Annotated in this window: 30 protein-coding genes; 9 read left to right on the top strand and 21 right to left on the bottom strand. The window is 68.1% G+C overall.

The features are described from left to right. The first annotated feature begins 1 nt into the window (after position 1). Positions 2-589: a hypothetical protein gene (locus Q5722_RS14410; protein ID WP_305028957.1), complete on the top strand. Its 588-nt coding sequence runs from the start codon at positions 2-4 to the stop codon at positions 587-589. A gap of 1101 nt (positions 590-1690) precedes the next feature. Here Q5722_RS14410 and Q5722_RS14405 read toward each other — a convergent pair. Both Q5722_RS14405 and Q5722_RS14400 read right to left on the bottom strand, forming a co-directional pair. Further along, a complete protein-coding gene (locus tag Q5722_RS14405) occupies positions 1691-2458 on the bottom strand; it encodes a hypothetical protein (protein ID WP_305028956.1) in 768 nt (255 codons plus the stop codon). 75 nt (positions 2459-2533) lie between these two features. Further along, positions 2534-3070 carry a barstar family protein gene (locus Q5722_RS14400; RefSeq protein ID WP_305028955.1) on the bottom strand — a complete coding sequence of 179 codons (537 nt, stop codon included), beginning with the start codon at positions 3068-3070 and terminating at the stop codon, positions 2534-2536. A 238-nt stretch (positions 3071-3308) separates the two neighbouring features. On the opposite strand from Q5722_RS14400, the gene Q5722_RS14395 reads away from it, so the two are divergent. After that, on the top strand, positions 3309-4289 hold the full coding sequence (locus tag Q5722_RS14395; RefSeq protein ID WP_305028954.1) for a hypothetical protein: 981 nt from the start codon (positions 3309-3311) through the stop codon (positions 4287-4289). Positions 4290-4424: 135 nt separating this feature from the next. Here Q5722_RS14395 and Q5722_RS14390 read toward each other — a convergent pair whose 3' ends face one another. Together Q5722_RS14390 and Q5722_RS14385 are read right to left on the bottom strand one after the other, a co-directional pair. Continuing rightward, the gene (locus tag Q5722_RS14390; RefSeq protein WP_305028953.1) at positions 4425-4655 is read right to left on the bottom strand and encodes a hypothetical protein; all 231 of its coding nucleotides are present in this window, start codon (positions 4653-4655) and stop codon (positions 4425-4427) included. Between the two features lie 50 nt (positions 4656-4705). Beyond that, positions 4706-5053, bottom strand: coding sequence for a hypothetical protein (locus Q5722_RS14385; RefSeq protein WP_305028952.1), 348 nt, complete (start codon positions 5051-5053; stop codon positions 4706-4708). 166 nt (positions 5054-5219) lie between these two features. Here Q5722_RS14385 and Q5722_RS14380 point away from each other — a divergent pair, with 166 nt between their 5' ends. Together Q5722_RS14380 and Q5722_RS14375 are read left to right on the top strand one after the other, a co-directional pair. After that, the gene (locus tag Q5722_RS14380; RefSeq protein ID WP_305028951.1) at positions 5220-5912 is read left to right on the top strand and encodes a hypothetical protein; all 693 of its coding nucleotides are present in this window, start codon (positions 5220-5222) and stop codon (positions 5910-5912) included. Continuing rightward, positions 5909-6835 carry an alpha/beta fold hydrolase gene (locus Q5722_RS14375; protein ID WP_305028950.1) on the top strand — a complete coding sequence of 309 codons (927 nt, stop codon included), beginning with the start codon at positions 5909-5911 and terminating at the stop codon, positions 6833-6835. The genes Q5722_RS14380 and Q5722_RS14375 overlap by 4 nt, the downstream gene beginning before the upstream one ends. 15 nt (positions 6836-6850) lie before the next feature. On the opposite strand, the gene Q5722_RS14370 is transcribed toward Q5722_RS14375, so the two are convergent. The 3 genes from Q5722_RS14370 to Q5722_RS14360 all read right to left on the bottom strand — a co-directional run bounded on the left by Q5722_RS14370 (position 6851) and on the right by Q5722_RS14360 (position 8420). Continuing rightward, positions 6851-7120 (bottom strand): hypothetical protein, encoded by a 270-nt coding sequence (locus Q5722_RS14370; protein WP_305028949.1) that lies wholly within the window; start codon positions 7118-7120, stop codon positions 6851-6853. 125 nt (positions 7121-7245) lie between these two features. Next, the gene (locus Q5722_RS14365; protein WP_305028948.1) at positions 7246-7731 is read right to left on the bottom strand and encodes an RNA polymerase sigma factor; all 486 of its coding nucleotides are present in this window, start codon (positions 7729-7731) and stop codon (positions 7246-7248) included. Next, on the bottom strand, positions 7728-8420 hold the full coding sequence (locus Q5722_RS14360) for a hypothetical protein (RefSeq protein WP_305028947.1): 693 nt from the start codon (positions 8418-8420) through the stop codon (positions 7728-7730). The genes Q5722_RS14365 and Q5722_RS14360 overlap by 4 nt, the downstream gene beginning before the upstream one ends. 154 nt (positions 8421-8574) lie before the next feature. Here Q5722_RS14360 and Q5722_RS14355 point away from each other — a divergent pair, with 154 nt between their 5' ends. From Q5722_RS14355 to Q5722_RS14335, 5 genes are all read left to right on the top strand, one after another. Next, positions 8575-9096 carry a hypothetical protein gene (locus Q5722_RS14355; protein WP_305028946.1) on the top strand — a complete coding sequence of 174 codons (522 nt, stop codon included), beginning with the start codon at positions 8575-8577 and terminating at the stop codon, positions 9094-9096. A gap of 70 nt (positions 9097-9166) precedes the next feature. Continuing rightward, a complete protein-coding gene (locus Q5722_RS14350) occupies positions 9167-9508 on the top strand; it encodes a hypothetical protein (RefSeq protein ID WP_305028945.1) in 342 nt (113 codons plus the stop codon). Between the two features lie 277 nt (positions 9509-9785). Then, on the top strand, positions 9786-10484 hold the full coding sequence (locus Q5722_RS14345) for a tyrosine-type recombinase/integrase (protein ID WP_305028944.1): 699 nt from the start codon (positions 9786-9788) through the stop codon (positions 10482-10484). Positions 10485-10755: 271 nt separating this feature from the next. After that, on the top strand, positions 10756-11280 hold the full coding sequence (locus Q5722_RS14340) for a hypothetical protein (protein WP_305028943.1): 525 nt from the start codon (positions 10756-10758) through the stop codon (positions 11278-11280). Positions 11281-11581: 301 nt separating this feature from the next. After that, positions 11582-12046, top strand: coding sequence for a DUF6326 family protein (locus tag Q5722_RS14335; protein ID WP_305028942.1), 465 nt, complete (start codon positions 11582-11584; stop codon positions 12044-12046). Between the two features lie 64 nt (positions 12047-12110). Here the strand turns inward: Q5722_RS14335 and Q5722_RS14330 are convergent, their stop codons facing one another. The 14 genes from Q5722_RS14330 to uvrA form a co-directional block, all read right to left on the bottom strand. Further along, positions 12111-12470 carry an RNA polymerase-binding protein RbpA gene (locus Q5722_RS14330; protein WP_305028941.1) on the bottom strand — a complete coding sequence of 120 codons (360 nt, stop codon included), beginning with the start codon at positions 12468-12470 and terminating at the stop codon, positions 12111-12113. A gap of 31 nt (positions 12471-12501) precedes the next feature. Beyond that, positions 12502-12738, bottom strand: a complete 237-nt coding sequence (gene secG, locus Q5722_RS14325) for a preprotein translocase subunit SecG (protein WP_305028940.1) — start codon at positions 12736-12738, stop codon at positions 12502-12504. Between the two features lie 45 nt (positions 12739-12783). Next, entirely contained in the window at positions 12784-13581 is a 798-nt protein-coding gene (gene tpiA / locus Q5722_RS14320; protein WP_305028939.1) for a triose-phosphate isomerase, read from the bottom strand. Position 13582: 1 nt separating this feature from the next. Continuing rightward, the gene (locus tag Q5722_RS14315) at positions 13583-14782 is read right to left on the bottom strand and encodes a phosphoglycerate kinase (RefSeq protein ID WP_305028938.1); all 1200 of its coding nucleotides are present in this window, start codon (positions 14780-14782) and stop codon (positions 13583-13585) included. A gap of 3 nt (positions 14783-14785) precedes the next feature. Then, positions 14786-15805, bottom strand: a complete 1020-nt coding sequence (gene gap / locus Q5722_RS14310; RefSeq protein ID WP_305028937.1) for a type I glyceraldehyde-3-phosphate dehydrogenase — start codon at positions 15803-15805, stop codon at positions 14786-14788. A gap of 118 nt (positions 15806-15923) precedes the next feature. Continuing rightward, positions 15924-16910: a DNA-binding protein WhiA gene (gene whiA, locus Q5722_RS14305; protein ID WP_305028936.1), complete on the bottom strand. Its 987-nt coding sequence runs from the start codon at positions 16908-16910 to the stop codon at positions 15924-15926. Then, complete coding sequence (locus Q5722_RS14300; protein ID WP_305028935.1) at positions 16901-17905, bottom strand: gluconeogenesis factor YvcK family protein; 1005 nt, start codon at positions 17903-17905, stop codon at positions 16901-16903. Before Q5722_RS14300 ends, whiA begins: the two co-directional genes overlap by 10 nt. Next, on the bottom strand, positions 17902-18789 hold the full coding sequence (gene rapZ / locus Q5722_RS14295) for an RNase adapter RapZ (RefSeq protein WP_305028934.1): 888 nt from the start codon (positions 18787-18789) through the stop codon (positions 17902-17904). Before rapZ ends, Q5722_RS14300 begins: the two co-directional genes overlap by 4 nt. Before the next feature lie 28 nt (positions 18790-18817). Next, entirely contained in the window at positions 18818-19228 is a 411-nt protein-coding gene (locus Q5722_RS14290; RefSeq protein WP_305028933.1) for a hypothetical protein, read from the bottom strand. An 11-nt stretch (positions 19229-19239) separates the two neighbouring features. Next, a complete protein-coding gene (uvrC, locus tag Q5722_RS14285; protein WP_305028932.1) occupies positions 19240-21192 on the bottom strand; it encodes an excinuclease ABC subunit UvrC in 1953 nt (650 codons plus the stop codon). Positions 21193-21201: 9 nt separating this feature from the next. After that, a complete protein-coding gene (locus Q5722_RS14280) occupies positions 21202-21594 on the bottom strand; it encodes a hypothetical protein (protein ID WP_305028931.1) in 393 nt (130 codons plus the stop codon). 114 nt (positions 21595-21708) lie between these two features. Continuing rightward, positions 21709-22065 (bottom strand): cupin domain-containing protein, encoded by a 357-nt coding sequence (locus Q5722_RS14275; protein WP_305028930.1) that lies wholly within the window; start codon positions 22063-22065, stop codon positions 21709-21711. A 112-nt stretch (positions 22066-22177) separates the two neighbouring features. Further along, positions 22178-22600, bottom strand: a complete 423-nt coding sequence (locus tag Q5722_RS14270; protein WP_305028929.1) for a Rieske (2Fe-2S) protein — start codon at positions 22598-22600, stop codon at positions 22178-22180. A gap of 48 nt (positions 22601-22648) precedes the next feature. Continuing rightward, positions 22649-25489: an excinuclease ABC subunit UvrA gene (gene uvrA / locus Q5722_RS14265; RefSeq protein ID WP_305028928.1), complete on the bottom strand. Its 2841-nt coding sequence runs from the start codon at positions 25487-25489 to the stop codon at positions 22649-22651. Between the last annotated feature and the right edge of the window lie 39 nt (positions 25490-25528).

Raw genomic sequence — 25528 nt, 5'->3', positions numbered from 1 at the left:
GATGCACCCGGGTGACAGCGGCACCGGCACCAAGACGGAGCAGCTGCACGAGATGCTCGTGGATCCCGCCTGGTATCCCGCGCACGCCGTGATGCTCTTCGCGGTGGTGCTCGTGACGGCCGGTCTGTGGGCCCTGAACCGAGAGGCCGAGGAGCCCCTGCGGCCCATCACCAAGGCGGTCGCGCTCATCAGTTCGGTCATGGTCGTAGGCACGACCATCCACCTGCTGCAGCCGCTGAATGCCGACGCGATCGCGGACGGGCACAACAACGCGCTGTCGGTCCTGATGTACCTCGTCGAGCCGCTCGACGGGATCTGGGCCCTGGCCATCGGCACGCTGGCCGTGCTCGGCGGTCTCAGGCGCTCGATCGGGAACGTCGTCACCGCGGCGCTGTGCGCAGTTGGCGCGGTCGGCTTCGCGCTGGCCGCGCTGACCATCCCGTACACCGACCGGTTCGACGCACTGTTCCCGATGGGCGGGCTGGTCGGCCTGTGGATGATCCTCATCGGCGCGACCCGGGCCCTGCGCCGAGCCGACAGGGCGAAGGTCCCCAGGGTCCGCCCACGCCCGGCTGTGCGTCGCTCGTGACCGTGTAGTTACCGTGCACGTAGCGCAGCGTCCGCGTCCCCTCGGAGTTGGTCGTGATCGTCGCAGCACCGCCGTCGACTCGAATGGTTCGGCGGCGGGCTGTGGCGGCTCGCTGCCGGCCGTACCCGCCGGTCGGGAACGTCCGGTATTCGACGTGCCCGTCCTCGAACGTGATCTTGAAGCGCTTCTGCCCGGGCTGTCGCTCGATGAGCCGGGCGCCGTCGGGCGCCTCCATCGGGTCCGCTCCGGATGACGCTTGAGGCGATGTCGGCTCCAGCATCACCACGATCTTGCCCACGAAGATGTCGACGCTGCTGGCGTCGCCGGGAGTGGAACTGGCGTCACATCGGCTACTACGAGACTTCTCCCGAGCGCTAACCCAGACGCCCGGCTTCGCCGAGGTAGCCCGTGTGAGGGTCGCCAATCTTCCGTGCAACTCGACACTCGGTGTCGAGATGCAACGAAGATTGAGCAATCGCAAGGTTGCTCAAGATCTACTCGGCAGGTCTACTTTCGGGTCCGATGGGGGAGGACGCAGTAGGTCTTGCTCGGCGGGCGTGGGCATGCGAGTTGGCATCCAGCGGCTCATGAAGGTGAGCGGATCTGCCGAGATCCGCTCGCATGGCCAATGCCAGCGGACGTCGCAGCGAATGGCTGCCGGTAGCCTCGCACGCATGACGATTGGTGTGCTCAGGTCGGTCTGGGGCGCTCTTGCCCTGGCTCTCGTTGGCGCCGTGCTGGCGATCGCTGGCGTACTTGCCGGTTCCCTCCCTCTTAGCGGCGTCGAACCTCGTGGGCTCAGCTATGTGGATTGTGGCCCTGCGGTGTTTGGACGCGGGTCACAGTTGGCGCACCCCTCCTGCTCCGGTGCATTCGCCCCACTGCCACAGTTGTCGATCTTCTTGATCGCACTTGGTTCGGTCCTGTGCCTCTTGGCAGTTGCCCAGGCCCTGCGAACACGGCGCATACAGCTCCGTCACTAAGCCGACCCGACCTGCACCGAGTCGCCCGGATTCGCCGCGGATAGTGCGGTTCTGCCGATGTGCGGGCGTCTCCGCGATGCCGCGCGGCGCTTGATCGTCGCTCCGGTAGCCCGCTTGTCTACGCGCCCCGATTGCTTTCGAGGATCTTCGCGAAGCCGGTCCACGCGGTGTAGCTCCATGCCTGGGCGCGCGTGTCCTCCGGACGAGGGTCCAGGTGGGCGACGACCTTGAAGCCGAGTTCAGCCCAGCCGGGGTCCTTCTTTCGGTGGCGGGCGACTCTATAGGTGTCGCTTCGCACCTGCCTGCCGCGAAGGCCGTCGTGAGCCCGCGTTCGGACCTTAAGTTTGCGAATTTGGCGCTCGGACGGAACCTGACTCCCGGCCCAGTCGAGCCAGCCGACGATTGGCGCAATGCCAACTCGGTGATCATCGATCCGAAGTACGCGAAGCAATCTGAGCGTCCCGGCTGCTTCGAAAGCGAGCACGTCGCCCGCCGCCAGTTCGGTGATGTCGCGCCACGGGCGACGGACCGCCTTGCGGGCTGGCTGCTCCCCCGTGAGTTGAGCGCGGAGTTTCGCCAGAACCGCCTTGCGCTGATCGAGTTCGCGGGGTCCCGCCTCCTCCCACAGTTCGAGGCCGAGTCCGCCGTCGATCACCTCAAGGGCACGCGCCTTGACGTCGTCGTCAAGGCGACCGAGGCCCGATTGGGCTGCAGCCAGGGCCAGCCAGAGGACGTGTTTCTCGTCCTCGCCGAGGTGGGCGTACCCCTCGATAGTTCGTCGTGTCGCTTCGTCGTCCGGAACCTGATCCTCAAGAAGCTCACGATAGTCCCCGCGAATATCGCAGGCCGTGTCGTCCGAGAAGATCGCAGGTCCCCAAGCGCCCATACCGTGAACGTAATGGAGTCGTTGTTCTTCCGGGAGCAGTTGACGTCATCGGTCATGCCGCGGTCCGCTCGCACTTCACATGCCGCGCGAGGAGTCGAGCCGCTCCTGGTCATTCCAAGTCACGGGGGTAGCCCCCACGGGATCGAAGCTCAGTCTCGGATCGTTCGACTGGGCAAGGCAGATGATCCGATGGCCGATCAGCAATGCGCTTCGCGCTTGATTCGCGAAGATGTCGAGCAACTTCTGAGCAGTAGAGCGATCTACAGACGCAAACGCATCGAACCTCTTGAGCACGATCACCAGACCGGTATCGGCTTCTACGTCCCAGCCGTAGTCGCCCGAAGCGACGTCGCTCATGCAGTCGTTCAAAGCGTCGAGGTTCCGACCGAAGTAGTCGGGGAAGTCCATGGCGCGTGCGGCGTCGTTGAACATGTCACCTGCCGATGACCAGGAGTCGGCGTGCAGCTCCACCACTCGGTAGGCGTTCAACCGCAGCCAGTCGATCGTCTCGCTCAACACTGACCATCGCCAGAACATCGTGACGGGACCGTTCATCGCCAGCCTGAAGTCGACCGGATGCTCGAGTTCCGCTGCGGGATCCCAACTTGCCATGCGACGGACGCTAGTCGACCTCACTCCGTAGCGCTCGCGCATTCCCGATCCGTGCGGTTCTGCCGCGATCAGATGCATCTGCGGCTCGCGCCCACAAACCCGGCTGCATGCGCAAGGATGAACAAGGAAGCAGGTCTCGGCGAACTAGGTGGTGGCGAGCAATGAGAGTTCCTACCGACGCTGATGCCCGCTCGAACACCGCGCAGGATGCCTCCGCACGTCTGGAGTGGGTCACCGGATGCGCCAGCTACTCGTGATCCCGGCGGTCCTCGCCCTGTTGCTGGCCGGTTGCTCCAGGGCGGCGAACCATCCTGACGGGGCAGCGCACAACGCGACGCCGACCAGCGCTCCTCATGTTCGCGTCGCCTCCGTCGACGTCACCTGGACCGCGTTCGGCGCCAGGTGGCCGCTGATGTTCCGGGTTCCTTTCGGCGATGCAGCGGGCGAGGTCGGGGCCCGGACCATTCCGGGCCAGCCGCGTTTGATACCGAGTGCGCTCGCGGTGACTGACGAGGGGATCTGGATCCTCGATCCGGTCAAGCATCGACTCTGCCTCTTCGACGACGACGGGCACCTCGTGCACGCCACTCCGGGCGTCGACGAACTCGCAAGTGACTTGGCCATCGATGGCGAAGGGCAACCGGTCTGGATCGACCGCGAGCCCGATGGACTCCTGGGTCGCCTCCTCAACGGGAGACCTCGATCAATTCACGTCTCCTGGCACCCGGCGTTCTTGACCCAGACCGAGCAAGGTGCCTTGCTTCCGCTCTACAACCGCAGCGACCCCCAGCAGTTCGCCTCGCTCGCATCCAAAGTCCGCACCAGCATCCCGACCGGCTGGGGGCCGCTGCGGTTCCGACAAGGCGGCCAGGACGGGCTTCGGGCCTCGATCGCCGGCGATGGCTGGGTCACCCACCTGCGGGTTCACTCAGCAGGCCCAGCCCGAGTCGACAGTGTGGAGCTACGGAACGACGTCACGGTCGACGGCGCGACTGCTTACCTGGGCCTGCGGCCCGGCACCTTCACGTCGGACGCACGGCTGACCATTCCGCTGTACCTCCTGGAGGTCGACCTGCGCACCGGGGCCGTCTCCGCCGAGAAGGTCGCTCGGGCCCCGGCGGACTGGACCAACCAATACAGTCACTTCGCCGTCCACGATGGCGTCGTGTACCAACTCGTCGTGACCCAGAACGGCATCGAGGTCCGGCGCCGCCCCTAGCTGGCAGGTGCTCTTCGATGTGGCGTAGGACCGCACTCATCTGCCGCGACTAGTTCTGTTCTGCCGAGATGAGGCCGGCTGCTTGCCGCTTCTCGTCAGGTGCGCCGGAGCGCTTCTGCGTCCACTGATTGTCGCTCAGCCGCGCGAAACGAGCGTCCGCTGACGCACAGCGAGCAGATGCTTCGTCATTCCGAGCGCCGTGCCAATCAGGAGGCCGCCGGTGACCCCGAGGCCAAAGGTCAAGAGGCTCTCCGTCTTCGTGGATTCGGCGACCGCGTTGCGTGCTGCGAGCACCACGAAGAGGACGCCGACCGACGCCTCCACGGCGATGGTTGTCCAGGTCGGTGTCCGGCAGAAGCGCGCCACATGACGCACGTTAGTCGGGTGCGTGAGATTCCGCCGGGATAGGGGTGCATTCAGCGGCGTGCACCGATCGCGCTCAGGAGGCCTAAGGCAGCGGGCTTGAGCACTATCCACGGTCCTGCCAACCGAAGCGGGTTGTCGCGGATGTGGTCCGCGTAGATCGCGTAGGACGCGACGCTACTGAGGAAGATGCTGGGAAGGAAGAAGAGCCAGGTGTGGACGGCTGGATCCGGGAAGGCGTCAACGACAAGGACGACGGCCAGTGACACCGGCAGGAGTTGCCACGCCGCGGCAAAGCAGGCCACTGCTGTTGCCCTCTCTGGCGCACAGCCCCTCATCCGCTCCGCTCGGAAGGGGTAGGGCGGAAGCAGCCTCCGCCACGCCGGAACGACGCTCGTCACGGTCTGCATCGTAGAGGTGGCCCGGTCGGACCTGCTGCTGTCCGGTTGTTTGAGCACGCGCCGGTCGGCGCCGAGGCCCGGGCGAGATGTGGGAGGCGAGTCTTTGGGCCATGGCGACATTTCGGTAGCCATGGCATGAAACGCGCGGACCGGTTAACTTCGCTGAATGACTGCTGAGCTGGCGTCCCACATGACGGTGCGACTGGCCCACTTTGGCCAGCCCCGCAGCATCGACGAGGTCGATGACGCGCCCCCGGTCACCGCGCACGTGTATGCCGCCGTCGGGGTGAATGACCCCATGGCAAGCATCGGAGCAGCGAAAGAGTTCACCCACGCCGCGCGGATATCGCTCCACGCGGACTTGGCATCCGCGACCGCCGCCATGCATGACTCGTGGGGGCCGACATCCTGGGAGTCAGGGACACACTGGGCTGCCGTGCTAGAGCCATTCCGTCACCGAGGAACGGTCCAGTGGCTCAACCCGAAGGAGCCCGGGCCAGTGTTCGCCGTCACCGATCACCATCGTCCCGCGGGGCGATGCGTCGTCATGACAACCGCCGGTTGGGAGATGGGTGCCGACTTCGACTGGTCGCGCGCTATCGAGTTCACGCGCCGTATCGACGAGGTGGTCAGCAAGTTGGACACGGTCCCCGGACTCCAATACTGGCGCAACCTGACCTTCCCGATGCCGAGCGCCGGCATGACACTGTCGGTCTGGGAGGACGTCAAGGCAATGCAGACGTTCGCCTATCAACCCGGGCTCCACAAGCCCCACATGGAGTACCACTGGGCGAACCCGTTGGGTGACTACGACTCCTACACACGGTTCAGGATCGTCGACGAAGTCGGAACGCCTTGACCACGGCATCGCGCCTGAGCATCAACGGGGTCTCCATCCCGGTGGCTCAGGCGGGGTTCGCCGACGGCGCCGAGGCCGTGGTCTTCATCCACGGCAACTCGGGCGCCATCGCAGACTGGTTGCCCTTCCTGGAACCAGTCGGCACCTTCACGCGGGCTGTGGCATTCGACCTGCCCGGCTACGGCGAAGCTGACAAGCCGAGCGGATTCGACTACACCGTTGCCGGCTATGCGGAGTTCATCGACGCGACGCTCAAGGCTCTGGGCATCAGCAACGCGCACATCGTCGCTCACGACCTCGGCGGCGGGTGGGCCATGCGGTGGGCTGCTGACCATCCCGAGCAATTCGCCAGCGCGATCTTGATCAACACCGGCGTTCTGCTCGACTACGAGTGGCACGATGCAGCAAAGCTATGGCGGCAGCCAGGAGTGGGCGAGGCAATCCAGGCGGGCATGACCCGCGAGCTTTTCCATGAGGTCGTCTCGGCACAGAACCCGCGCCTGGGTCCGGCGGCGCTGCAGGCGCTCTGGCAGCAGACGGACGACCCCGGCACGAATCACGCCGTCCTGCAGTTCTACCGCGCTACCTCCGAAGCAACACTCGCCGAGCCGCAAGCTGTCTTGCGTGGACTGGATCGCCCCGCATTGGTCATCTGGGGCGAAGACGACGCCTACATCCCGGTGGGCCAGGCGCCACTCCAACGGGAGTCGTTCCCCAGCGCGCAGGTGGTGGTGCTTCCGGATGCCGGCCACTGGGTGACCCTCGAGGACCCCGACACGGTCCGCGCGCTCATCGTCCCGTTCCTGAGGCAGCACGTCGGGGTTGTCGGGCCCAGCGCTGAATCGTCCATGAATGCAGATTCCCACAACGGCTTTCGCGACGACAGAGTCCCGCCCGTTCTCCGTGAGACGGACGCGCGCTGATCTGCCGCGAATACGTCAGTCGTCGGCCCAAACTCGCTCGAAGTCATCGGCGCCAATGCGCCACACGGTCCAGTCCTCGCCATCGTCTAGGCGGACCGTGCCGAGACGTCCGTCGGCATCCTCAGGCTCGTCGAGCGAGTACCGCTTGGTCGGTCCCCGGTCGTAGACCTCGACCTGCCGCAACGGGTAGCCGTCGTGGTCAACCTCGAAGTACCACCAGCTTGGCCCCCAGGCGTCGTCGGCGTCGCCCCGCGACTCCTCCCACCGACGCTTGAAGTACCTCATGCGCCGAGACTGTCAGCCGCCGATCTAATCCGCACGCACATGCCGCGACTAGTGCGGTTCAGGCGAAATGACACCGGCTCCCGGCGGGGCCGCGTGCGACGACTCAGCGCCCGCCGGGTAGCCGGTCATACAGCTGCTGGAGTCAACAGGGCTCTCCGGACGCGCTCTACCCGCTTCCGTGCTGCGGATGGAGAGACTCCGAGGACGGCTCCAGCCTCTGCGATCGTCAGCCCCTCCCAGTGCACCAGGGTTAGCAGCTCGCGGTCCTCGTCGCTCACGCTGCGCAGCAGCTCGTCCGCCCGCTGGGCGGTGGCGGCGTCGGGTTCGGTGTAGGAGACGGCGAGTTCAGTACGGAGGCGCTCTGCCAGCGCCATGCGTCGAGTTCCCGCCCTCCGGTGGTTTGCAAGGCAACGCCGCGCGACCCCGAGCATCCACGCAAGTGCCTCTCGGTCATCGGTCGGCACGACGCGCAGTTTCCGCCAGGTGATTGTGAGGACCTGCTGATAGACATCGGCGGCGTCCTCGCGTGGGGTGACCCGCCGGGCGAGGTAGGCGAGCACATCAGCTCCGATCGTTCCGGCCAGGTGCTCGAATCGCTCCTGCGGGGTCACTTGATCAGCTCGCAGTTCTGGGCCCAGTCACGGGCCTTGGCAACGTCCCCAGCGAGGACATCGTCTGCAATCCGGTTCTTGAATTCGACAAGACCGCCGCCGTCGGTGATGCGGTTCACCTCGGAGTTGGCGAGTGTCTTCAGTTCGTGGCCCGCGCGCGTGACTCGCTTGGCGTCACCTGCATCGGCCGCGGTTGCCGCTTCGGAGTACCAAGCGCAGGTGGCGTACATGTCGAACCAGCCGACGATTCCGATCTCTTGCTGCTGGGCGCCGTGTCCGCCTGGCTGGCATTCGGGGTTGGCCGCTGCCTGCGAGATCTGCTTCTGCGTCGCGCGAGCCCAGGTGAACCCCGCCGGGAGAGGTCCGTCCGGCTTGTGCTCGCGGATCAGGGCGGGGTAGCCCGGCGCGCAGATGTTGATCCATTCGGATGTGCCCGCGTCCTCGGAGTTCTTGTCCGGCTGGCCAAAGATGCCGGAGCGGAGGCCGTCGAGCAAACCAGTGGCGGCAGCGGCGGTGGGGACCGCGACGATGGCCGCTGCCGCGATGCCGACGGCGAGACGCCGCCGAGGACGTCGCACGGGGGTCGACACGGCGATCTGGCGAGCCAATTCCTGCGAGGCGGCTGCGAGTCGCGTTCGATCGAACGTAGGGCTGCTCTGCTCGACGACGGAGATCTCTTCGTTGGTCATGGGACTTCCTTCCGGAGTTGGTCTACACCCCAGAGATGTCCGGTGACCCGGCCGAACGTGACAAGCCCGATCGAAACCGGTCGGACATGCCGCGATGCGATGCAATTCGACCGCTCGCCGTACACGCTCCTCCTTCCCGTGGGACGGTCTGGGTATGACGTCCTGGGCACGGCTCGCGCGGATCGCCATTGTTCTCGTCCTGATCGCGATTGCTACCGCGGTTGGATGGACGTGGAGGCACCCGAAGACGTTCGACGACTATCCGATGGGCCTGCAGCAAGACATGCGTTTGGGCAAGGTCGGCGAACCCTTCTACTTCTCCCTCACACAGGGTTGGGACGACCGGCCGACGGTCACGCTCCATGACGCGAGGCCCGAGATCACGGTGAACACCGCAGCGGCGGAGGTCCGGGTTGTTGCCTGCCGCATCAAGACGACCTCAAACAGCCTCATCGGAAGTGCCGGCGAAGCAACCGCGAGCGAGACCTGCGACATCCAGCCGATTCACGACGCCACGTTGAACGCCAAGGCAGACCACCTCACCCAGCTTCTCCTAGAGGTGACACCGCATCGGCCCGGGCGCGTGGAGGTTCGGAGCGTCGATCTCAACTACTCCGAAGGCTGGCGATCGGGACACCAGCGAACGGGCGACCGGGTCACGCTTCGCGCTCGTTGATGCGCCCGCTCATGCCGCAACTAGCTCGCTCCTGCCCATGCGCGGACATCGCTTGGTGCACGATGCAGACATGAACAGGATTGCTCGACGCGCTACAGCATGTGCGATCACGCTCGCTGCCCTCGGTGCGGCCGCTTGTGGAGCGGACGAACCGAATCGTTCGCGGGTGGCCGCGGCGAAGTGCTCCTTGCCGGTAGCCGAGAAGGCCGGATTCCCCCAAGACTCCTTGCCCAGCACCGAGAACGTCGAGGTCGAGGCCCTGAAGGACGGGCGCTACCGCGTTACAGGTAGGTCGGTCACCGTCGGAGAGGGCACCCGTGCGGTCGACTTCACCTGCGAGGTCGCACCGGATGACACTGACAAGCTGCGTGGTTTCAAGATCACCCGGCTTGAGGTCACGCCCATCAATTGACAGACGGGTTGTGGCCGGATCTGCCGCGTTGACGCGCAATTTTCCTTGAGTGCGCAGTGGAGAGATGAACTCCGCTCAACTCGTCGAGCCTGGCGACTTCTCCAGCGCAACGCTTCGCATCGCCATTGCGGCGTACCTCGCCCGGTTCAAGGGCCAATCCCGGACTCACACAGAGTCGGACCTCCGCTGTTACTTGGAGTGGTGCAGTCGCCAGGGCCTTGAGCCCCTTGCCGCATGTCGGCCGCACGTCGAGCTCTTCCTCCGCTGGATGCAGGAGGTGGCCCGCTACAAGCCGTCTACCGTCTCACGACGCCTCTCCGTCCTCAGTGGCTTCTATCGAACCTGTGTCATCGATGGCGTTCTCGAGCGCTCACCAGCCGAGTATGTGCGGCGCCCGAGGGTCTCAACCGAGTCGCCGACGCTCGGCCTGAACCATCTTCAATTCGAAGGCATGCTCGTCGCCGGTAAGGAGTCTGCGAACCCGAACGACTTCGCCCTGGTCGCGATGCTGGGACTGCTCGGGTTGCGTATCTCGGAGGCGGTGAACGCCAACATCGAGGCGCTCGAGGAGATCCACGGACACCGTGTGCTGCGCGTTCTGGGAAAGGGCGACAGGGTCGCCGTAGTCCCGTTGCCGCCGGCGGTTGGTCGGGCGATTGAGCGTGCTGTGAGTGACAGAACCGGAGGTCCAATCCTGCGAAGCCGAACCGGGAATCGCATGGACCGCGCCTGCGCGACCCGGCGCTTGCGTGCCCTGGCACGGGGTGCAGGTGTCTCGACGCCACGGATGCATCCGCACATGCTCCGCCACACCTTCGTCACGACGATGCTGGACGCCGGAGTGGACCTGCGGGACGTGCAGATTGCCGCAAGGCACGCCGATCCACGCACCACGATGCGGTACGACCGGGCCCGCAAGAACCTCGATCGTCATGCGAACTACGTGCTCGCGGCCTACATGGCATCGGCCACCTAACCTGCGTCAATGCGGCATGAGCGGGCGCGCTATGCCGAACTCAACGCGGCATGAGCAGGCATGCTGTGCCGAGCTGAACGCGGAGTGGAACACGACCATCCCGTCCGCCGCAGGCAGCGCCACTCTCATGAGCACATTCAGCCAACCCGCGTCATCCACCGACTAGCAGGCCGTCTACGAGACGGAGGGCCAGCCGGGCGCGCCGCTCGGTACCGTCCCGACTGCGCTCGGCAGCTCGGAAGCCCGCGTTACCCAATCGGAGGAAACCCAGATGACGAAGACGTTCGCAGCCATCGCGATGGCCATGGCGCTGGTGACGATGACCGCGACTGGCGCTGAGGCCGCCAGCGGGTACATGACCGACCGAACCTACGACACCACGACCGCCAAGGGCAGTCCGTCGTCCAACCAGAAGGCCGCCGCAGACCTGACTCGTGTCGACTACTGGCACACCAGCGACGGCAAGGTCGCGTTCCGCTACAAGGTCCGTGACCTCCGCTCCGACTACCGCATGACGGGGTTCACCTGGAATGCCAACCAGACTCCGCGCGTGTGGGTCAATAACACTCCCGGCAACACCTACACCCGCGTCAGCGTCAACGGATACGTCAAGTGTGAGGCCACCACGGTCCGTGACTACTCGGCAAACACCGCCACCGTGAAGTTCGCCAGGTCCTGCTTCCCGAAGGGCGTCAGGTACACGCCATACGTCAAGGCCGAGTACTACTCCAGCAACGTCGAGCAGCGAGTCACCGACAACGCTGGCCCCGGCACCAGCATCGTCCTCAACCCCTGAGACGTGACGGAACCGCCCCTGAACCCGACCGGTTGAGGGGCGGTTCTGCATTTAGAGGAACCGCGCCAATGTCCGAGAGCCGCTCTTGGCCATCTGATGCATAACGAGGGCCCACACACCGCGACGCAGTCGTGTCTTCCCAGCCCGGAGCAGCAGGTAGCCGGGGCCCAGCACTGTGCCCGGACATCGGCAGATCCGGACGAATCCCGGGGACTGGTCCGGGAGCTCCCGGAGGACGCGGGAGATCCACCGGGGCGAGCCTGAGACCGGACAGCCAACCCGACGATCACATGGAGACGCCGTGAACACCGTGACAACCCTGCAGGATCCCCCGGTTCCGATCCGGGCGAAGCTCGCGACCGCCTGGACGAGCTTCATGTTCCTCTACATCTACGTCGACTACTTCGCGCTCTACAAGCCCGGCTTCGTCGACGACCTCCGTGCCGGCGTCGTCTGGCATTTCGACGTCAGCCAGCCGCTGCTGGTGGCCTTCCTCGTGCTCGTCTCCATCCCGGCCGTGATGATCGCGCTCTCGGTGGCCCTGCCCGCGCGTGCGACGCGCATCGTCACCCTCGTGGTGGCGTCGCTCTACGTGCCGGTGACAGCGTTCAACGGGCTCGGGGAGGCGTGGACCTGGTTCTACGGCCTCTCCATCGCACTCGAGCTGATGCTCCTGGCGTTCATCCTGCGTGCCGCGTGGACGTGGCCTCGCGCCGTGCAGATCGGCGACACCACACCTGAACCGGTCCTCCTGGACACTCCATGACATACGCACGAAGGCCGCCCTGCTCAGGAGCAGGACGGCCTTCGGCGTACGACGGAGGTGTCCGTCAGAAGATGATGTCGCCCGACTTGCGGCGCGAACGGAGGAGCTGCAGCGCCTCCTCGAGGATGTCCTTCGCCTCGTCCTCGGAGCGTCGCTCCTTCACGTAGGCCAGGTGCGTCTTGTACGGCTCGATCTTCACGGCCGGCGGCGCGTTCTCCGCATCGAGACCGGCAGGGAGACCACAGCGCGGGCAGTCCCACGACTCGGGCGCCACGGCCTCGGCCGCGAAGGTCACCACAGAGCGGTGCTCCTTCGAGCAGAAGTAGGTGACACTCTGCCGCGGGGCGGCTTCGCCGCGCTCCGCCTCGCCCATCGGACCGGCGCCGACCCGGCTACCCCGGATGGCGTTTCCAGCTCCAGCCAACTTCGTCGTTCTCCTTCTAAGAGCTACTGAATCAAGCGCCGTAGGCGTAGAGCAGGCCCAGCGCGACGATGCACGCGGCCCAGATGAGACCCAGGCCGACCGTCAGACGGTCGAGGTTGCGCTCCGCGACGGACGAGCCGCCGAGGGTGCTCGAGACACCACCACCGAACATGTCGGAGAGGCCTCCACCGCGCCCCTTGTGCAGCAGCACGAGGATGACGAGCAGGAAGCTGGTGGCGACGAGCAGGATGGTCAGGAGCAGGGTCACGATGCGGAACTCTACTTCACGTCTGGTCGGGAACCGCGCCCCGGCTCAGAGCACCGGCATGTCGTAGAAACGGCAGATTCCGCCGAACTCGTCCGCCTGCAGGCTGGCACCGCCCACGAGCGCACCGTCGACGTCGGCCTTGGCCATGATGCCGGCGATGTTGGCTGCCTTCACGGAGCCGCCGTAGAGGACCCGGACGGCGTCGGCCGCGGCGTCCCCGTGGACCTCCCGCACCCGCTCGCGGATCGCGTGGCAGACCTCCTGGGCGTCCTCGGGTGTGGCGACCTCACCCGTACCGATCGCCCAGACCGGCTCGTAGGCGATGACGAGGGCACCGACCTGCTCGGCGGTGAGCCCGGCCAGCGAACCGTCGACCTGAGCGAGGCAGTGACCCACCTGCTCCCCCGCCTTGCGTACGTCCAGGCCCTCGCCGACGCACACGATCGGCGTCATGCCGGCCTTGATCGTCGCCTTCGCCTTGGCGTTGACGACCTCGTCGGTCTCGGCGTGGTAGTCGCGACGCTCCGAGTGGCCCACGACGACGAACGTGCAGCCGAGCTTGGCCAGCATGCCCGCGGAGATCTCGCCGGTGTAGGCGCCGGACTCGTGGACGGAGACGTCCTGCGCGCCGTACTTGATGCCCAGGCGGTCACCGGTGACGACGGACTGCACCGAGCGGATGTCGGTGAACGGCGGGATCACCGCGACCTCGACCTTCGCGAAGTCGTGCTTCTTGTCCGACAGCGTGACGGCGAGCTTCTGCACCAGGACGACGGCCTCCTGGTGGTTGAGGTTCATCTTCCAGTTGCCCGCCATCAGCGGGACGCGGGGCGCACGTGCCATGTCAGCCGCCGAGGACGTCGATGCCGGGGAGGGTCTTGCCCTCGAGGTACTCCAGCGACGCACCGCCACCGGTCGAGATGTGGCCGAACGCCGCCTCGTCGAACCCCAGCGTGCGCACCGCAGCAGCGGAGTCACCGCCGCCGACCACCGACAGGCCGTCGGTCTCCGTGAGCGCCTGCGCGACCGCACGCGTGCCCTCGGCGAAAGCAGCCTGCTCGAAGACACCCATCGGACCGTTCCAGAACACCGTCTTCGCGTCCGCCAGCGCAGCCCCGAACGCCTTGCCCGACTCCGGACCGATGTCGAGGCCCAGCGACTCGGCCGGGATCGCGTCGGCCGCGACCACGCGGGCCGAGGCCTCGTCACCGAACGCGTCGGCCACGACGATGTCGGTGGGCAGGATGATCTCGACGCCGGTCTCCTTGGCGCGGGCCAGGTAGTCCAGGCAGGTCGGGATCTGGTCCTCCTCCAGCAGCGACTTGCCGACCTCGTGACCCTGGGCCTTGAGGAAGGTGAAGACCATGCCGCCACCGATCAGCAGCTTGTCGGCCTTGCCGAGCAGGTTGTCGATGACGCCGAGCTTGTCGGAGACCTTCGAGCCACCCAGCACGACCGCGTAGGGGCGCTCGGGGGTCTCGGTGAGCCGCTTGAGCACGTCGATCTCGGCAGCCACCAGGTTGCCCATCGCGTGCGGGAGGCGCTGCGCCACGTCGTACACCGAGGCCTGCTTGCGGTGCACGACACCGAAGCCGTCGGAGACGAAGGCGTCGGCGAGCGAGGCGAGCTGGTCGGCGAACGCACCGCGCTCGGCGTCGTCCTTCGAGGTCTCGCCGGCGTTGAACCGGACGTTCTCCAGGAGCGCCACCTGGCCGTCGCCCAGGCTCGCGACGACCGCCTGCGCACTCTCACCCACGGTGTCGGTCGCGAACGCCACGTCCTGACCGAGCAGCTCACCCAGGCGGGCGGCGACCGGCGCCAGGGAGTAGCGCGCCTCGGGCTCGCCCTTCGGACGGCCCAGGTGGGCGGTCACGACCACGCGCGCGCCGGCCTCGGCCAGTGCCTGGATCGTCGGCACGCTGGCCCGGATCCGGCCGTCATCGGTGATGGTCGAGCCGTCCAGCGGGACGTTCAGGTCGGAACGGACGAGGACGCGCTTGCCACGCACGTCGCCCAGGGCGGAGAGGGTCTGGTTGCCAGTCACGCATCAGAGAGTAGCGCCGATGAACCGCACCAGGTCGGCAAGGCGGTTGGAGTAGCCCCACTCGTTGTCGTACCAGCCCACCACCTTCACCTGGCGTCCGATGACCTTCGTCAGCGGCGCATCGAAGATGCAGGACGCCGGATCGGTGACGATGTCGCTCGACACGATCGGCGCCTCCGAGTACGTCAGGTACGGCGCCAGCTCCGGTGTCTGCGCCGCCTCGCGCACCAGCGCGTTGACCTCCTCGACCGTGGTGTCGCGCTCCGCCTCGAAGGTGAGGTCGGTGAGCGAGCCGGTCGGCGTGGGCACGCGGACCGCGAAGCCGTCGAGGCGGCCGTTGAGCTCGGGCAGAACCTTCCCGATCGCCTTGGCAGCACCGGTGCTCGTGGGCACCAGGTTGAGCGCGGCTGCCCGGGCCCGACGCAGGTCGCTGTGGATGTTGTCCTGGAGGTTCTGGTCGGCCGTGTAGGAGTGCACGGTCGTCATCAGGCCCTGCTTGATGCCGACGCCCGCGTGCAGCACCTTCGCCATCGGCGCCAGGCAGTTCGTGGTGCACGAGGCGTTGGAGATCACGTCGTGGGCAGTCGGGTCGTAGTCGGTGTGGTTGACCCCCATCACGACCGTGACGTCCTCGTTGCTCGCCGGGGCCGAGATGACCACCTTCCTCGCACCGCCGCCGGTGATGTGTGCTCGTGCCCTCGCCGCGTCCGTGAAGAAGCCGGTCGACTCGATGACGACGTCCACGTCGAAGTCCGCCCACCGCAGCGCTGCGGGATCCCGCTCCGCGAAGGCGTGGACCTCCTGGTCGCCCACCACGATCGAGTCAGCCGTCGCCTTGACGTCGACGTCGAGGCGACCGAGGACCGTGTCGTACTGCAGCAGGTGCGCGAGCACGGCCTTGTCACTGAGGTCGTTGACCGCGACCACGCGGATCTGCTCTCCGGCCGGATCCAGGGCATGGACCGCACGGAAGAAGTTGCGGCCGATCCGGCCGAATCCGTTGATGCCTACGCGAACCGTCACTGTGTGCTCCTTGTGGGGAGTTGCCGAGTCAGCAGCGTGATGTGGTGTGGATCACGCCTGACGTCCACAGTAGCGACACCCCGGAGCCCGCTCCGGGGTCACGGACGCACGGTGACGCTCAGTCGCCCTCGGCGAGCATCTCCGGCGTCAGCGACGCCTCGGTGTCGGGGATGCCGAGGTCCTTCGCCTGCTTGTCGGCCATGGCCAGCAGTCGGCGGATGCGGCCGGCGATCGCGTCCTTGGTGAGCACCGGGTCGTGGAGCTGGCCCAGCTCCTCGAGCGAGGCCTGCTTGTGCTCGAGGCGCAGGTGGCCGGCGAGCTTGAGGTGGTCGGGGACGTCGGCGCCGAGGATCTCGAGGGCGCGCTCCACGCGCGCACCGGCGGCCACGGCGGCGCGGGCCGAACGCCGGAGGTTCGCGTCGTCGAAGTTGGCCAGGCGGTTGGCAGTCGCACGCACCTCCCGGCGCATGCGGCGCTCCTCCCAGGCCATCAGGGTCTCGTGGGCACCGAGGCGGGTGAGCAGCTCGCCGATGGCGTCGCCGTCACGGATCACGACGCGGTCGACGCCGCGCACCTCACGGGCCTTCGCCTGGATGCCGAGCCGGCGTGCGACACCCACGAGGGCGAGCGCCGCCTCCGGACCGGGGCAGGTCACCTCGAGCGAGGAGGAGCGACCGGGCTCGGTCAGCGAGCCGTGGGCCAGGAACGCACCGCGCCACGCCGCGACGGCGTCGCACGCACCGCCGGAGACCACCTGTGGCGGCAGGCCTCGGACAGGACGGCCGCGCTGGTCGAGGAGACCGGTCTGACGGGCGAGCTGCTCGCCGTCGCGCACGACGCGCAGGACGTAACGGCTCCCCCGGCGGATGCCGGCGCCCTGGACGACCGCGACCTCGGCGTTGTGGCCGAACATCTCCGCGATGTCCTTGCGCAGCCGGCGTGCGGCACCGCCCGTGTCGAGCTCGGCCTCGACGACGATGCGGCCGGAGACGATGTGGATGCCACCGGCGAACCGGAGCATCGTCGACACCTCCGCCTTGCGGCAACACGTCTTCGTGACCACGCTGCTGGCCAGTTCGGACTTCACCTGTGCCGTCATCGCCATGGCGCGAATGATTCCACACCGGCGAAGATCCGGGCATAGGCATCCGCGAGCCTGACCGGGTCGTGCTGGGTCGTGCTGCCGGGCACGGCCACGTCGGCGAGCACCAGCTCCGCGCCGAGGCTGCGCACGGCACCCTCGAGGGCCAGCGGGTCCGGCACACTGCCCACGTCGGCCAGCACGGTGTGGATCCGGAGTCCCGGTGCATGCTCCAGCAGCGCCGCGACGTGGTCCTCCGGGGCGTAGCCGTCGGTCTCGCCCTTCTGCTCCCCCAGGTTGAGCACGACGACGACCTTCGCCTCGGTCTCGACGAGTGCCTCCCGCAGCTCCGGGACCAGCAGGTGCGGGATCACCGAGGAGTACCAGGAGCCCGGTCCGAGCACCACCCAGTCGGCGGTCGTCACGGCTCCCACCGCCTCGGGACACGCGGGGGCGGTGGCGGGATCGAGGCTGACGCTGACGATCCGGCCGGGCGTGGTCGCCACCTGCACCTGGCCGCGTACGACGGAGCGCACGTCGGGCCGCGCGGGGTCGTGGCCGACCACCTCGGCGCAGAGGTCGACGCCGGCGAGGGTCATCGGCAGGACGCGCCCGCGGGCATCCAGCAGGCGGCCGACCCAGTCGAGCCCGTCGACGTGCTCGCCGAGCTGCTCCCACAGCGCCACGATCAGCAGGTTCCCGAGGCTGTGCCCCTGCATCTGGCCGTCACCGGCGAAGCGGTGCTGCAGCACCTTGGCCCAGGTCTGGCCCCACTCGTCGTCGCCGCACAGGGCCGCGAGCGCCATCCGCAGGTCGCCCGGCGGCAGCACCCCGAACTCCTCACGCAGGCGGCCGGACGAGCCGCCGTTGTCGGCGACGGTCACGACCGCGGTCAGGTCGTCGACGACGCGGCGCAGGGCAGCCAGCGAGGCGGACAGCCCATGGCCGCCGCCCAGGGCGACGACGGCATCGGGAAGGATCGGCCGGCCGGTCAGGCCGGCCGCGAGCTCAGGAGTCACTCGCGCCCCAGGTCCCGGTGCGTGGCGGTGGCGTCGAAGCCGAGCTCACGGAGGCGCCGCGCCAGCTCCTCGGTCATCGCCACGCTGCGGTGCTTGCCGCCGGTGCAGCCGATCGCGATCGTCGCGAACCGCTTGCCCTCGCGGAGGTAGCCCTCCGCGACGGTCTGGATGACGGGGACGTACTGCGCGAGGAAGTCCTGCGCACCCGGGCGCTCCGTGACGTAGGTCGCGACGGCCTCGTCGCGACCCGTCATCGGTCGGAGCTCGGGGATCCAGTGCGGATTGGGCAGGAAGCGCATGTCCGCGACCAGGTCGGCGTCGACCGGGATGCCGTACTTGAAGCCGAAGCTGGTGCAGGTGATCTTGAGCCGCAGGTTGTCGGGCGCACCGAAGGCCTCCGCCACGCGCGCGGTCAGCTGGTGCACGTTCAGATTGCTGGTGTCGATCACCACATCGGCGTCGCTGCGCAGGTCCGCAAGCGCCTGCCGCTCGCGGTGCAGCCCGTCGAGAAGACGTCCGCCGGCCTGCAGCGGGTGGGGGCGCCGGGCAGCCTCCTGGCGGCGAACCAGCACGTCGTCGGTGGCCTCGAGGAAGAGCAGGGTGGTACGCCGGCCCGTCGCGCCCTGCGCGAGGTTGGCCTGCAGCGTCTCGAAGAAGGAGCCCGAGCGGACGTCGACGACGACCGCGATCGGCTGCTCGTAGCCGCGCGTCTCGTCGACCAGCCGCACGACGTCGCGCAGCAGGGTCGGGGGGAGGTTGTCGACGACGTAGAAGCCGAGGTCCTCGAGCTCCTTCGCCGCCGTGCTGCGGCCCGCGCCGGTCATGCCGGTCACGACCACCAGCTCGCCACGGTGCGAGGCGACACCGTCCTCGGGTGGGTGCATGTGCTTCCTCCTCAGTCAGGCGTGGACGTTACTCGCCGGCCGCCAGCGCCGCCTGCATGTCCGCCACCGTCAGGGTGCGGGCGTTGCCGTTGGCGGCGTTGAGCGCGAGGGGAAGCCCTTCGGCGACGAGGTGGCCGAGCAGGTCCCGGCCCGAGGCCGCGTGCGCCACCAGCTTGCCCTCCGGCCGCTCCCCCGCCGCCGTCGCAGCGGCGAGCCAGCGGTCGAGCCGGCCGGGGTGGGTGAACGCCAGCACCGCCGGCCCGTCGCCGAACTCCCTCATCTCGGGCGAGAAGGCGCCGGAGGCGTCCTCCTGGCCGGGCATGCCGAGGTGCGCCTCGAGCAGGGCGGCAGCGACCTGCTCGAGGGGTGCGTCGTCGTCCAGCAGCTGCTCGACGTCGTTCTGGGGCGGGAGCTCGGGTGCGAGCGGGTCGAACGTCATGTCTCTCCTGGTCAGGACTCGGTGATCTCGCCGGTGGTCATGTTGACGGCGGGCGCCGCAGGCCTGGACGCCGCGACGGCGGTGGCGATCGCCTCGGCCGTGCGGGGGCCGATGCCCGGGACGACGGCGATCTCCTCGACCGTCGCGGCCCGCAGCTTCTTCAGGGACCCGAAGTGCTTCATCAGCACCTTGCGGCGGACCTCTCCGAGCCCGGGAACGTCGTCGAGCACGCTCTCGACCATCGACTTGCTGCGCCGGTTGCGGTGGTGCGTGATCGCGAAACGGTGGGCCTCGTCGCGGATCCGCTGCAGCAGGTAGAGCCCCTCGGAGCTGCGCGCGAAGATGACCGGGTCCTCGTCGTCCGGCAGCCACACCTCCTCCAGGCGCTTGGCCAGGCCCACGACCGGGATCTCGTCGGCGAGGCCGAGGCCGGTCAGCGCGTCGACCGCGGCAGCGACCTGCGGTGGTCCACCGTCGACGACGACGAGGCCGGGTGTGTAGGCGAAGCGGCGCGGGCGGCCGGTCTCGGGGTCGACCAGCAGCGGACCGTCCTCCACCGCGTCGCCCCGCTCATCGAGCAGGCGCCGGAACCGCCGTGTGATCACCTCGTGCATCGAGGCGACGTCGTTCTGGCCCTCGACGGACCTGATCACGAACCGGCGGTAGTCGGACTTGCGCGCGAGGCCGTCCTCGAAGACCACCATGCTGGCGACAACCTCGGTGCCCTGGAGGTTGGAGATGTCGAAGCACTCGATGCGCAGCGGCACCTCGGCCAGTCCGAGGGCCTCCTGGATCTCCGCCAGCGCCCGGTTGCGCGTGGTGAGGTCGCTCGCACGCTTGGTCTTGTGCAGCGCGAGGGACTGCGCGGCATTGCGGGCGACGGTCTCCTGGAGCGTCTTCTTGTCGCCCCGCTGCGGCACACGGATCTGCACGCGGCTGCCGCGGCGTTCGGAGAGAAGGTCCTCGAGGACGCCGGCCTCCGGCGGCAGTGCGGGCACCAGGATCTCCCGGGGTACGCCGTCGCCCTCCTCGCCGCCGTACAGCTGGACCAGGAAGTGCTCGACGAGCTCGGGGGTCTCGCCCTCCTCGACCCGGTCGGCGACCCACCCGCGCTGACCCCGGATCCGGCCGCCGCGGACGTGGAAGACCTGCACGGCGACCTCGAGGGGGTCCTCGGCCAGCGCGATCACGTCGGCGTCGGTGCCGTCGCCGAGTACGACCGCCTGCTTCTCCAGCGCGGTGCGCAGGGCACCCACGTCGTCACGGAGGCGGGCGGCCCTCTCGAACTCCATCTCCTCGCTGGCGGCGTACATCTCGCGCTCGAGCTTGCGCACGAAGGTCGCGGTGTTGCCCGCCATGAAGTCACAGAAGTCGCGGGCGATCCCGCGGTGCTCCTCGGCGCTCACGCGGCCGACGCAGGGCGCCGAGCACTTGTCGATGTAGCCGAGGAGGCAGGGACGGCCGGTCTGCTCGGCCCGCTTGAAGACACCCTGGCTGCAGCTGCGCATCGGGAAGACGCGGAGCAGCAGGTCGACGGTCTCGCGGATCGCCCACGCGTGGCTGTAGGGGCCGAAGTAGCGCGTGCCCTTCTTCTTCGCTCCCCGCATCACCTGCACCCGCGGGAACTCCTCGTCGAGCGTCACCGCGAGCCAGGGGTACGACTTGTCGTCGCGGTACTTCACGTTGAACCGCGGGTCGAACTCCTTGATCCAGGAGTACTCCAGCTGCAGCGCCTCGACCTCGGTGCCGACGACGGTCCACTCCACGCTCGCCGCGGTGGTGACCATCGTCGCCGTCCGCGGGTGCAGGCTGTGGATCGGCTGGAAGTAGTTGGAGAGCCTGGCGCGCAGGTTCTTCGCCTTGCCGACGTAGATCACGCGGCGGTTGGTGTCGCGGAAGCGGTACACCCCCGGCTGGGTCGGGATCTCCCCCGGCTTGGGGCGATACGTCAGCGAGTCGGGCACATGGAAACCCTAGTCGGCTGCACCGACAGGCTCGCCAACCGTGGTACGACGACGGGCGTCGCGGTAGCGCAGCCAGTGCTCACCGAGGACCAGCCCGGCGACGAGACCGCCGAAGGCCGCGAAGCGCACCGGCTGGTCGGCACCGATCGCGCCGGGCACCACAGCCACGAGCGCGCCGATCACGGCCAGCCAGGCCAGCAGGAGAAGGCGCTCGGCCAGGTCGTTCCGGTTCAGGATCTGCCATGCGACTCCTCCGACGGCTGCCACGAGGAAGCCGAGACCGAACCAGGTCGACGACTCGTCGGAATGCGTCATCAGGGCCCCACCCGCTGACAGGGCCGCGAGCGCGACGATCCATGCCCACCAACGGGGCAGGGTCTTCGAGAATGCCGGGTTCGCCATGGCCGCAGTCTGGCGCACCCTCCCGCCCGCGACCTCACCATTCGTCGAGATCGCTCAACAGATGGTGAGGTGGCGCAAGGGAGCTTCTGGCAGGCCCAGGGACGCAGGCATCCCTCACGCCGGCTTCGCGTACGCCGCGACCCCGGTGTCGAGGAAGACGCAGTCCTCGTCGCCCTCGACCCACGCGTCGTGGCCGGGATCGATCGTCACGACGTCGCCGGGGCCCATGTGCAGCTCGGTGCCGTCATCCATCCGGACCGTCATGTGCCCGGAGAGGCAGAACCCCTTGTGGGCGGTCTGGCAGGAGTCGGTGCCGGCGATGGGGCGGACGTCCTCCGACCACTTCCAGCCCGGCTCGAAAACCGCGCGACCCAGGGTGAAGTCGTCGATCGTGACCACGTCGAGGTGGCCGTGCGCCTGGAAGGGACGCGTCTCGTCGGGCGCGTCGATCGAGTGGGTGAGGGTGGTCATGACTCGACCGTAGAACCGCACCCGGAGCCCTACGACCCCAGTGCGCACAGACTCGGGCCGGACCACTCCCACCCCGTGGCACGCCGCTTCGGTCGACCCGTGGTCCGTGCGGTCAGGCCGTGACGATGTCGGGGCCGGAGACCTTGATCGCGACGGAAGCGAGCTGCCCACCGGCCGGCGCCGGCGGGCCGGTCACCTTGCCCGTCGTCGCGTCGTATGTGGACCCGTGGATGGTGCAGGTGATGGTGTTGCCCTCCACCTTGCTCACGTCGAAGCCCTGGTGCAGGCACTTCGAGCTGAACGCCTTGAACTCGCCCTTCGCGGGCTGGGTGATCACGATGTGGCGGTCCTGGAGGACGATCCCGCCGCCGACGGGGATGTCGGCCGCGACAGCGAGCTTCTGGCCGGCCGCCCCCGCGGACGGGGCCCCGCCGGCGTCGGACGAGCCGCCGCCGCAGCCCGCGAGCGCGGCCGCGACGCCGAGCGCGCCGAGGCCCTGGAACACGATCCGTCGGGGGTACACGTCCTGGCTCATGCACTCGACCCTAGACGCGCAACCTGAAAGCAGGCCGTGAATCCCCGGTCACCCGAGGAGCGGCTTGAGGAACCGGCCCGTGTGGCTGTCGCCGTTGGCCGCGATCTCCTCGGGCGTGCCCGTGGCGACCACCGTGCCGCCGCGCGAGCCGCCCTCGGGACCCATGTCGATCAGCCAGTCCGCGGTCTTGATGACGTCGAGGTTGTGCTCGATCGTCAGCACCGTGTTGCCCTTGTCGACCAGGCTCTGCAGCACGCCGAGGAGCTTGCGGATGTCCTCGAAGTGCAGACCCGTCGTCGGCTCGTCGAGCACGTAGACGGTGCGGCCGGTCGAGCGCTTCTGCAGCTCGGAGGCGAGCTTCACGCGCTGCGCCTCGCCACCGGAGAGCGTCGTCGCCGGCTGACCCAGGCGCACGTAGCCGAGGCCGACCTCGCAGAGCGTCTTCATGTGGCGCGCGATCGCCGGGACGGCCGCGAAGAACTCCGCAGCCTCCTCGATCGGCATGTCGAGAACGTCGGCGATGGTCTTGCCCTTGTAGTGCACCTCGAGCGTCTCGCGGTTGTAGCGGGCGCCGTGGCACACCTCGCACGGGACGTAGACGTCCGGCAGGAAGTTCATCTCGATCTTGATCGTGCCGTCACCGGAGCACGCCTCGCAGCGGCCACCCTTCACGTTGAAGGAGAAGCGGCCCTGCTGGTAGCCGCGCATCTTCGCCTCGGGGGTCTGCGCGAAGAGCTTGCGGACGTGGTCGAAGACACCGGTGTACGTCGCGGGGTTGGAGCGTGGCGTCCGGCCGATCGGCGACTGGTCGACGTGGATCACCTTGTCGACGTGCTCGAGGCCGGTGATCTTCCGGTGCCGGCCGGGGACGGTGCGCGCGTTGTAGAGGGTCTTGGCCAGCGAGGTGTAGAGGATGTCGTTGACCAGGGTCGACTTGCCCGAGCCGGACACACCGGTGACGGAGACGAAGCAGCCCAGCGGGAACTCGACCGTCACGTCCTGGAGGTTGTGCTCCTTCGCCCCGTGGACGACGAGCGACCGGCCCTTGGTCGGCGGACGGCGCGTGAGCGGCACCTCGATCGCCTTGCGGCCTGCGAGGTAGGCGCCGGTCATCGACTCCTTGTTCTTCAGCAGCTCCTTGACCGTGCCCGAGTGGACGACGTGGCCGCCGTGCTCACCCGCGCCCGGGCCGATGTCGACCACCCAGTCGGCGGTCTTGATCGTGTCCTCGTCGTGCTCGACGACGATGAGCGTGTTGCCGAGGTTCTTCAGGCGCAGGAGCGTCTCGATGAGCCGCTCGTTGTCGCGCTGGTGCAGGCCGATCGACGGCTCGTCGAGCACGTAGAGGACGCCGACCAGCCCGGCGCCGATCTGCGTGGCCAGCCGGATCCGCTGGGCCTCGCCGCCCGAGAGCGAGCCGGAGGGGCGGTCGAGCGACAGGTAGTCCAGGCCCACGTCGAGCAGGAACCTCAGCCGCTCCTGGATCTCCTTGAGCACGCGCTCCGCGATCTGCAGCTCGCGCTGGCTCAGCTCGAGGTTGTTCAGGTACTCCGCGGCGTCGCTGATCGGGAGCGCGCAGACCTCGGCGATGTTCTTGCCACCGGCCTCCTTCGCACCCAGCGTCACACCCATCGAGACCGGCTTGAGGCGCGAGCCGTGGCAGGCGAGGCACGGGACCTCGCGCATGAAGCCCTCGAAGCGCTCGCGGGCGGTGTCGGACTCCGACTCGCGGTGCCTGCGCTCGACGTACGGGCGGACGCCTTCGTACGCCGCGAAGTAGCTGCGCTCGCGGCCGTAGCGGTTGGTGGTGCGGACGTGGACCTTCGACGGGTGGCCGTCCATGATCACGCGCTGGTGCTTCGCGGAGAGCTTCTCCCACGGGGTGTCGAGGTCGAAGCCGATCTCCGCACCGAGCGCACCGAGCAGGCGCTGGAAGTACTCCGACACGTGGGCGCCGGTCCACACCTGGATCGCGCCCTCGGCCAGCGTCGCGGCAGGGTCGGCGATCACCAGCTCGGGGTCGACCTCCATGCGGGTGCCGAGGCCATGGCACTCCGGACAGGCACCGAAGGGCGAGTTGAACGAGAACGACCGCGGCTCCAGGTCGTCGGTCTCGATGGGGTGCTCGTTGGGGCACGCCATCCGCTCCGAGAACTTCAGCTCCTCGCCCGTGTCGACCATGTCGAAGACGATCAGGCCGCCGGCCAGGTTGAGCGCGGTCTCGACCGAGTCGGTCAGCCGGCGCTTGGCCGACTCCTTGACCGCGAGCCGGTCGACGACGACCTCGATCGTGTGCTTCAGCTTCTTGTCGAGGGTCGGAGGGTTGTCCAGCGTGTGGGTCTCGCTGTCGACCCGGACACGGGAGTAGCCCTGCGACTGCAGCGAGCGGAAGAGCTCGGCGTACTCGCCCTTGCGGCCGCGGACGACCGGGGCGAGGACCTGGAAGCGTGTGCCCTCCTCGAGCTGCATCATCCGGTCGACGATCTGCTGCGGCGTCTGCCGCTCGATCGGCTCGCCACACGTCGGGCAGTGCGCGCGGCCGGCGCGCGCGTAGAGCAGACGCAGGTAGTCGTAGACCTCGGTGATGGTGCCGACGGTCGAGCGCGGGTTCTTGGAGGTGGACTTCTGGTCGATCGAGACCGCGGGCGAGAGGCCCTCGATGAAGTCGACGTCGGGCTTGTCCATCTGCCCCAGGAACTGGCGCGCGTACGCCGAGAGCGACTCGACGTAGCGGCGCTGGCCCTCGGCGAAGATCGTGTCGAACGCGAGGCTCGACTTGCCGGAGCCGGACAGGCCGGTGAAGACGATGAGCGCATCCCGCGGGAGGTCGAGAGACACGTCCTTGAGGTTGTGCTCGCGTGCGCCACGGATGACGAGCTGGTCGGCCAACGCTGGTCCCTTCGGGGGCCGGTTCGAACAAGTGTTCGC

Source organism: Nocardioides jiangxiensis (genome assembly GCF_030580915.1).
Taxonomy (GTDB): Bacteria; Actinomycetota; Actinomycetes; order Propionibacteriales; family Nocardioidaceae; genus Nocardioides; species Nocardioides jiangxiensis.
Note: the sequence above shows the minus strand (reverse complement) of the source record. Positions and strands in the feature narration are given on the sequence as shown.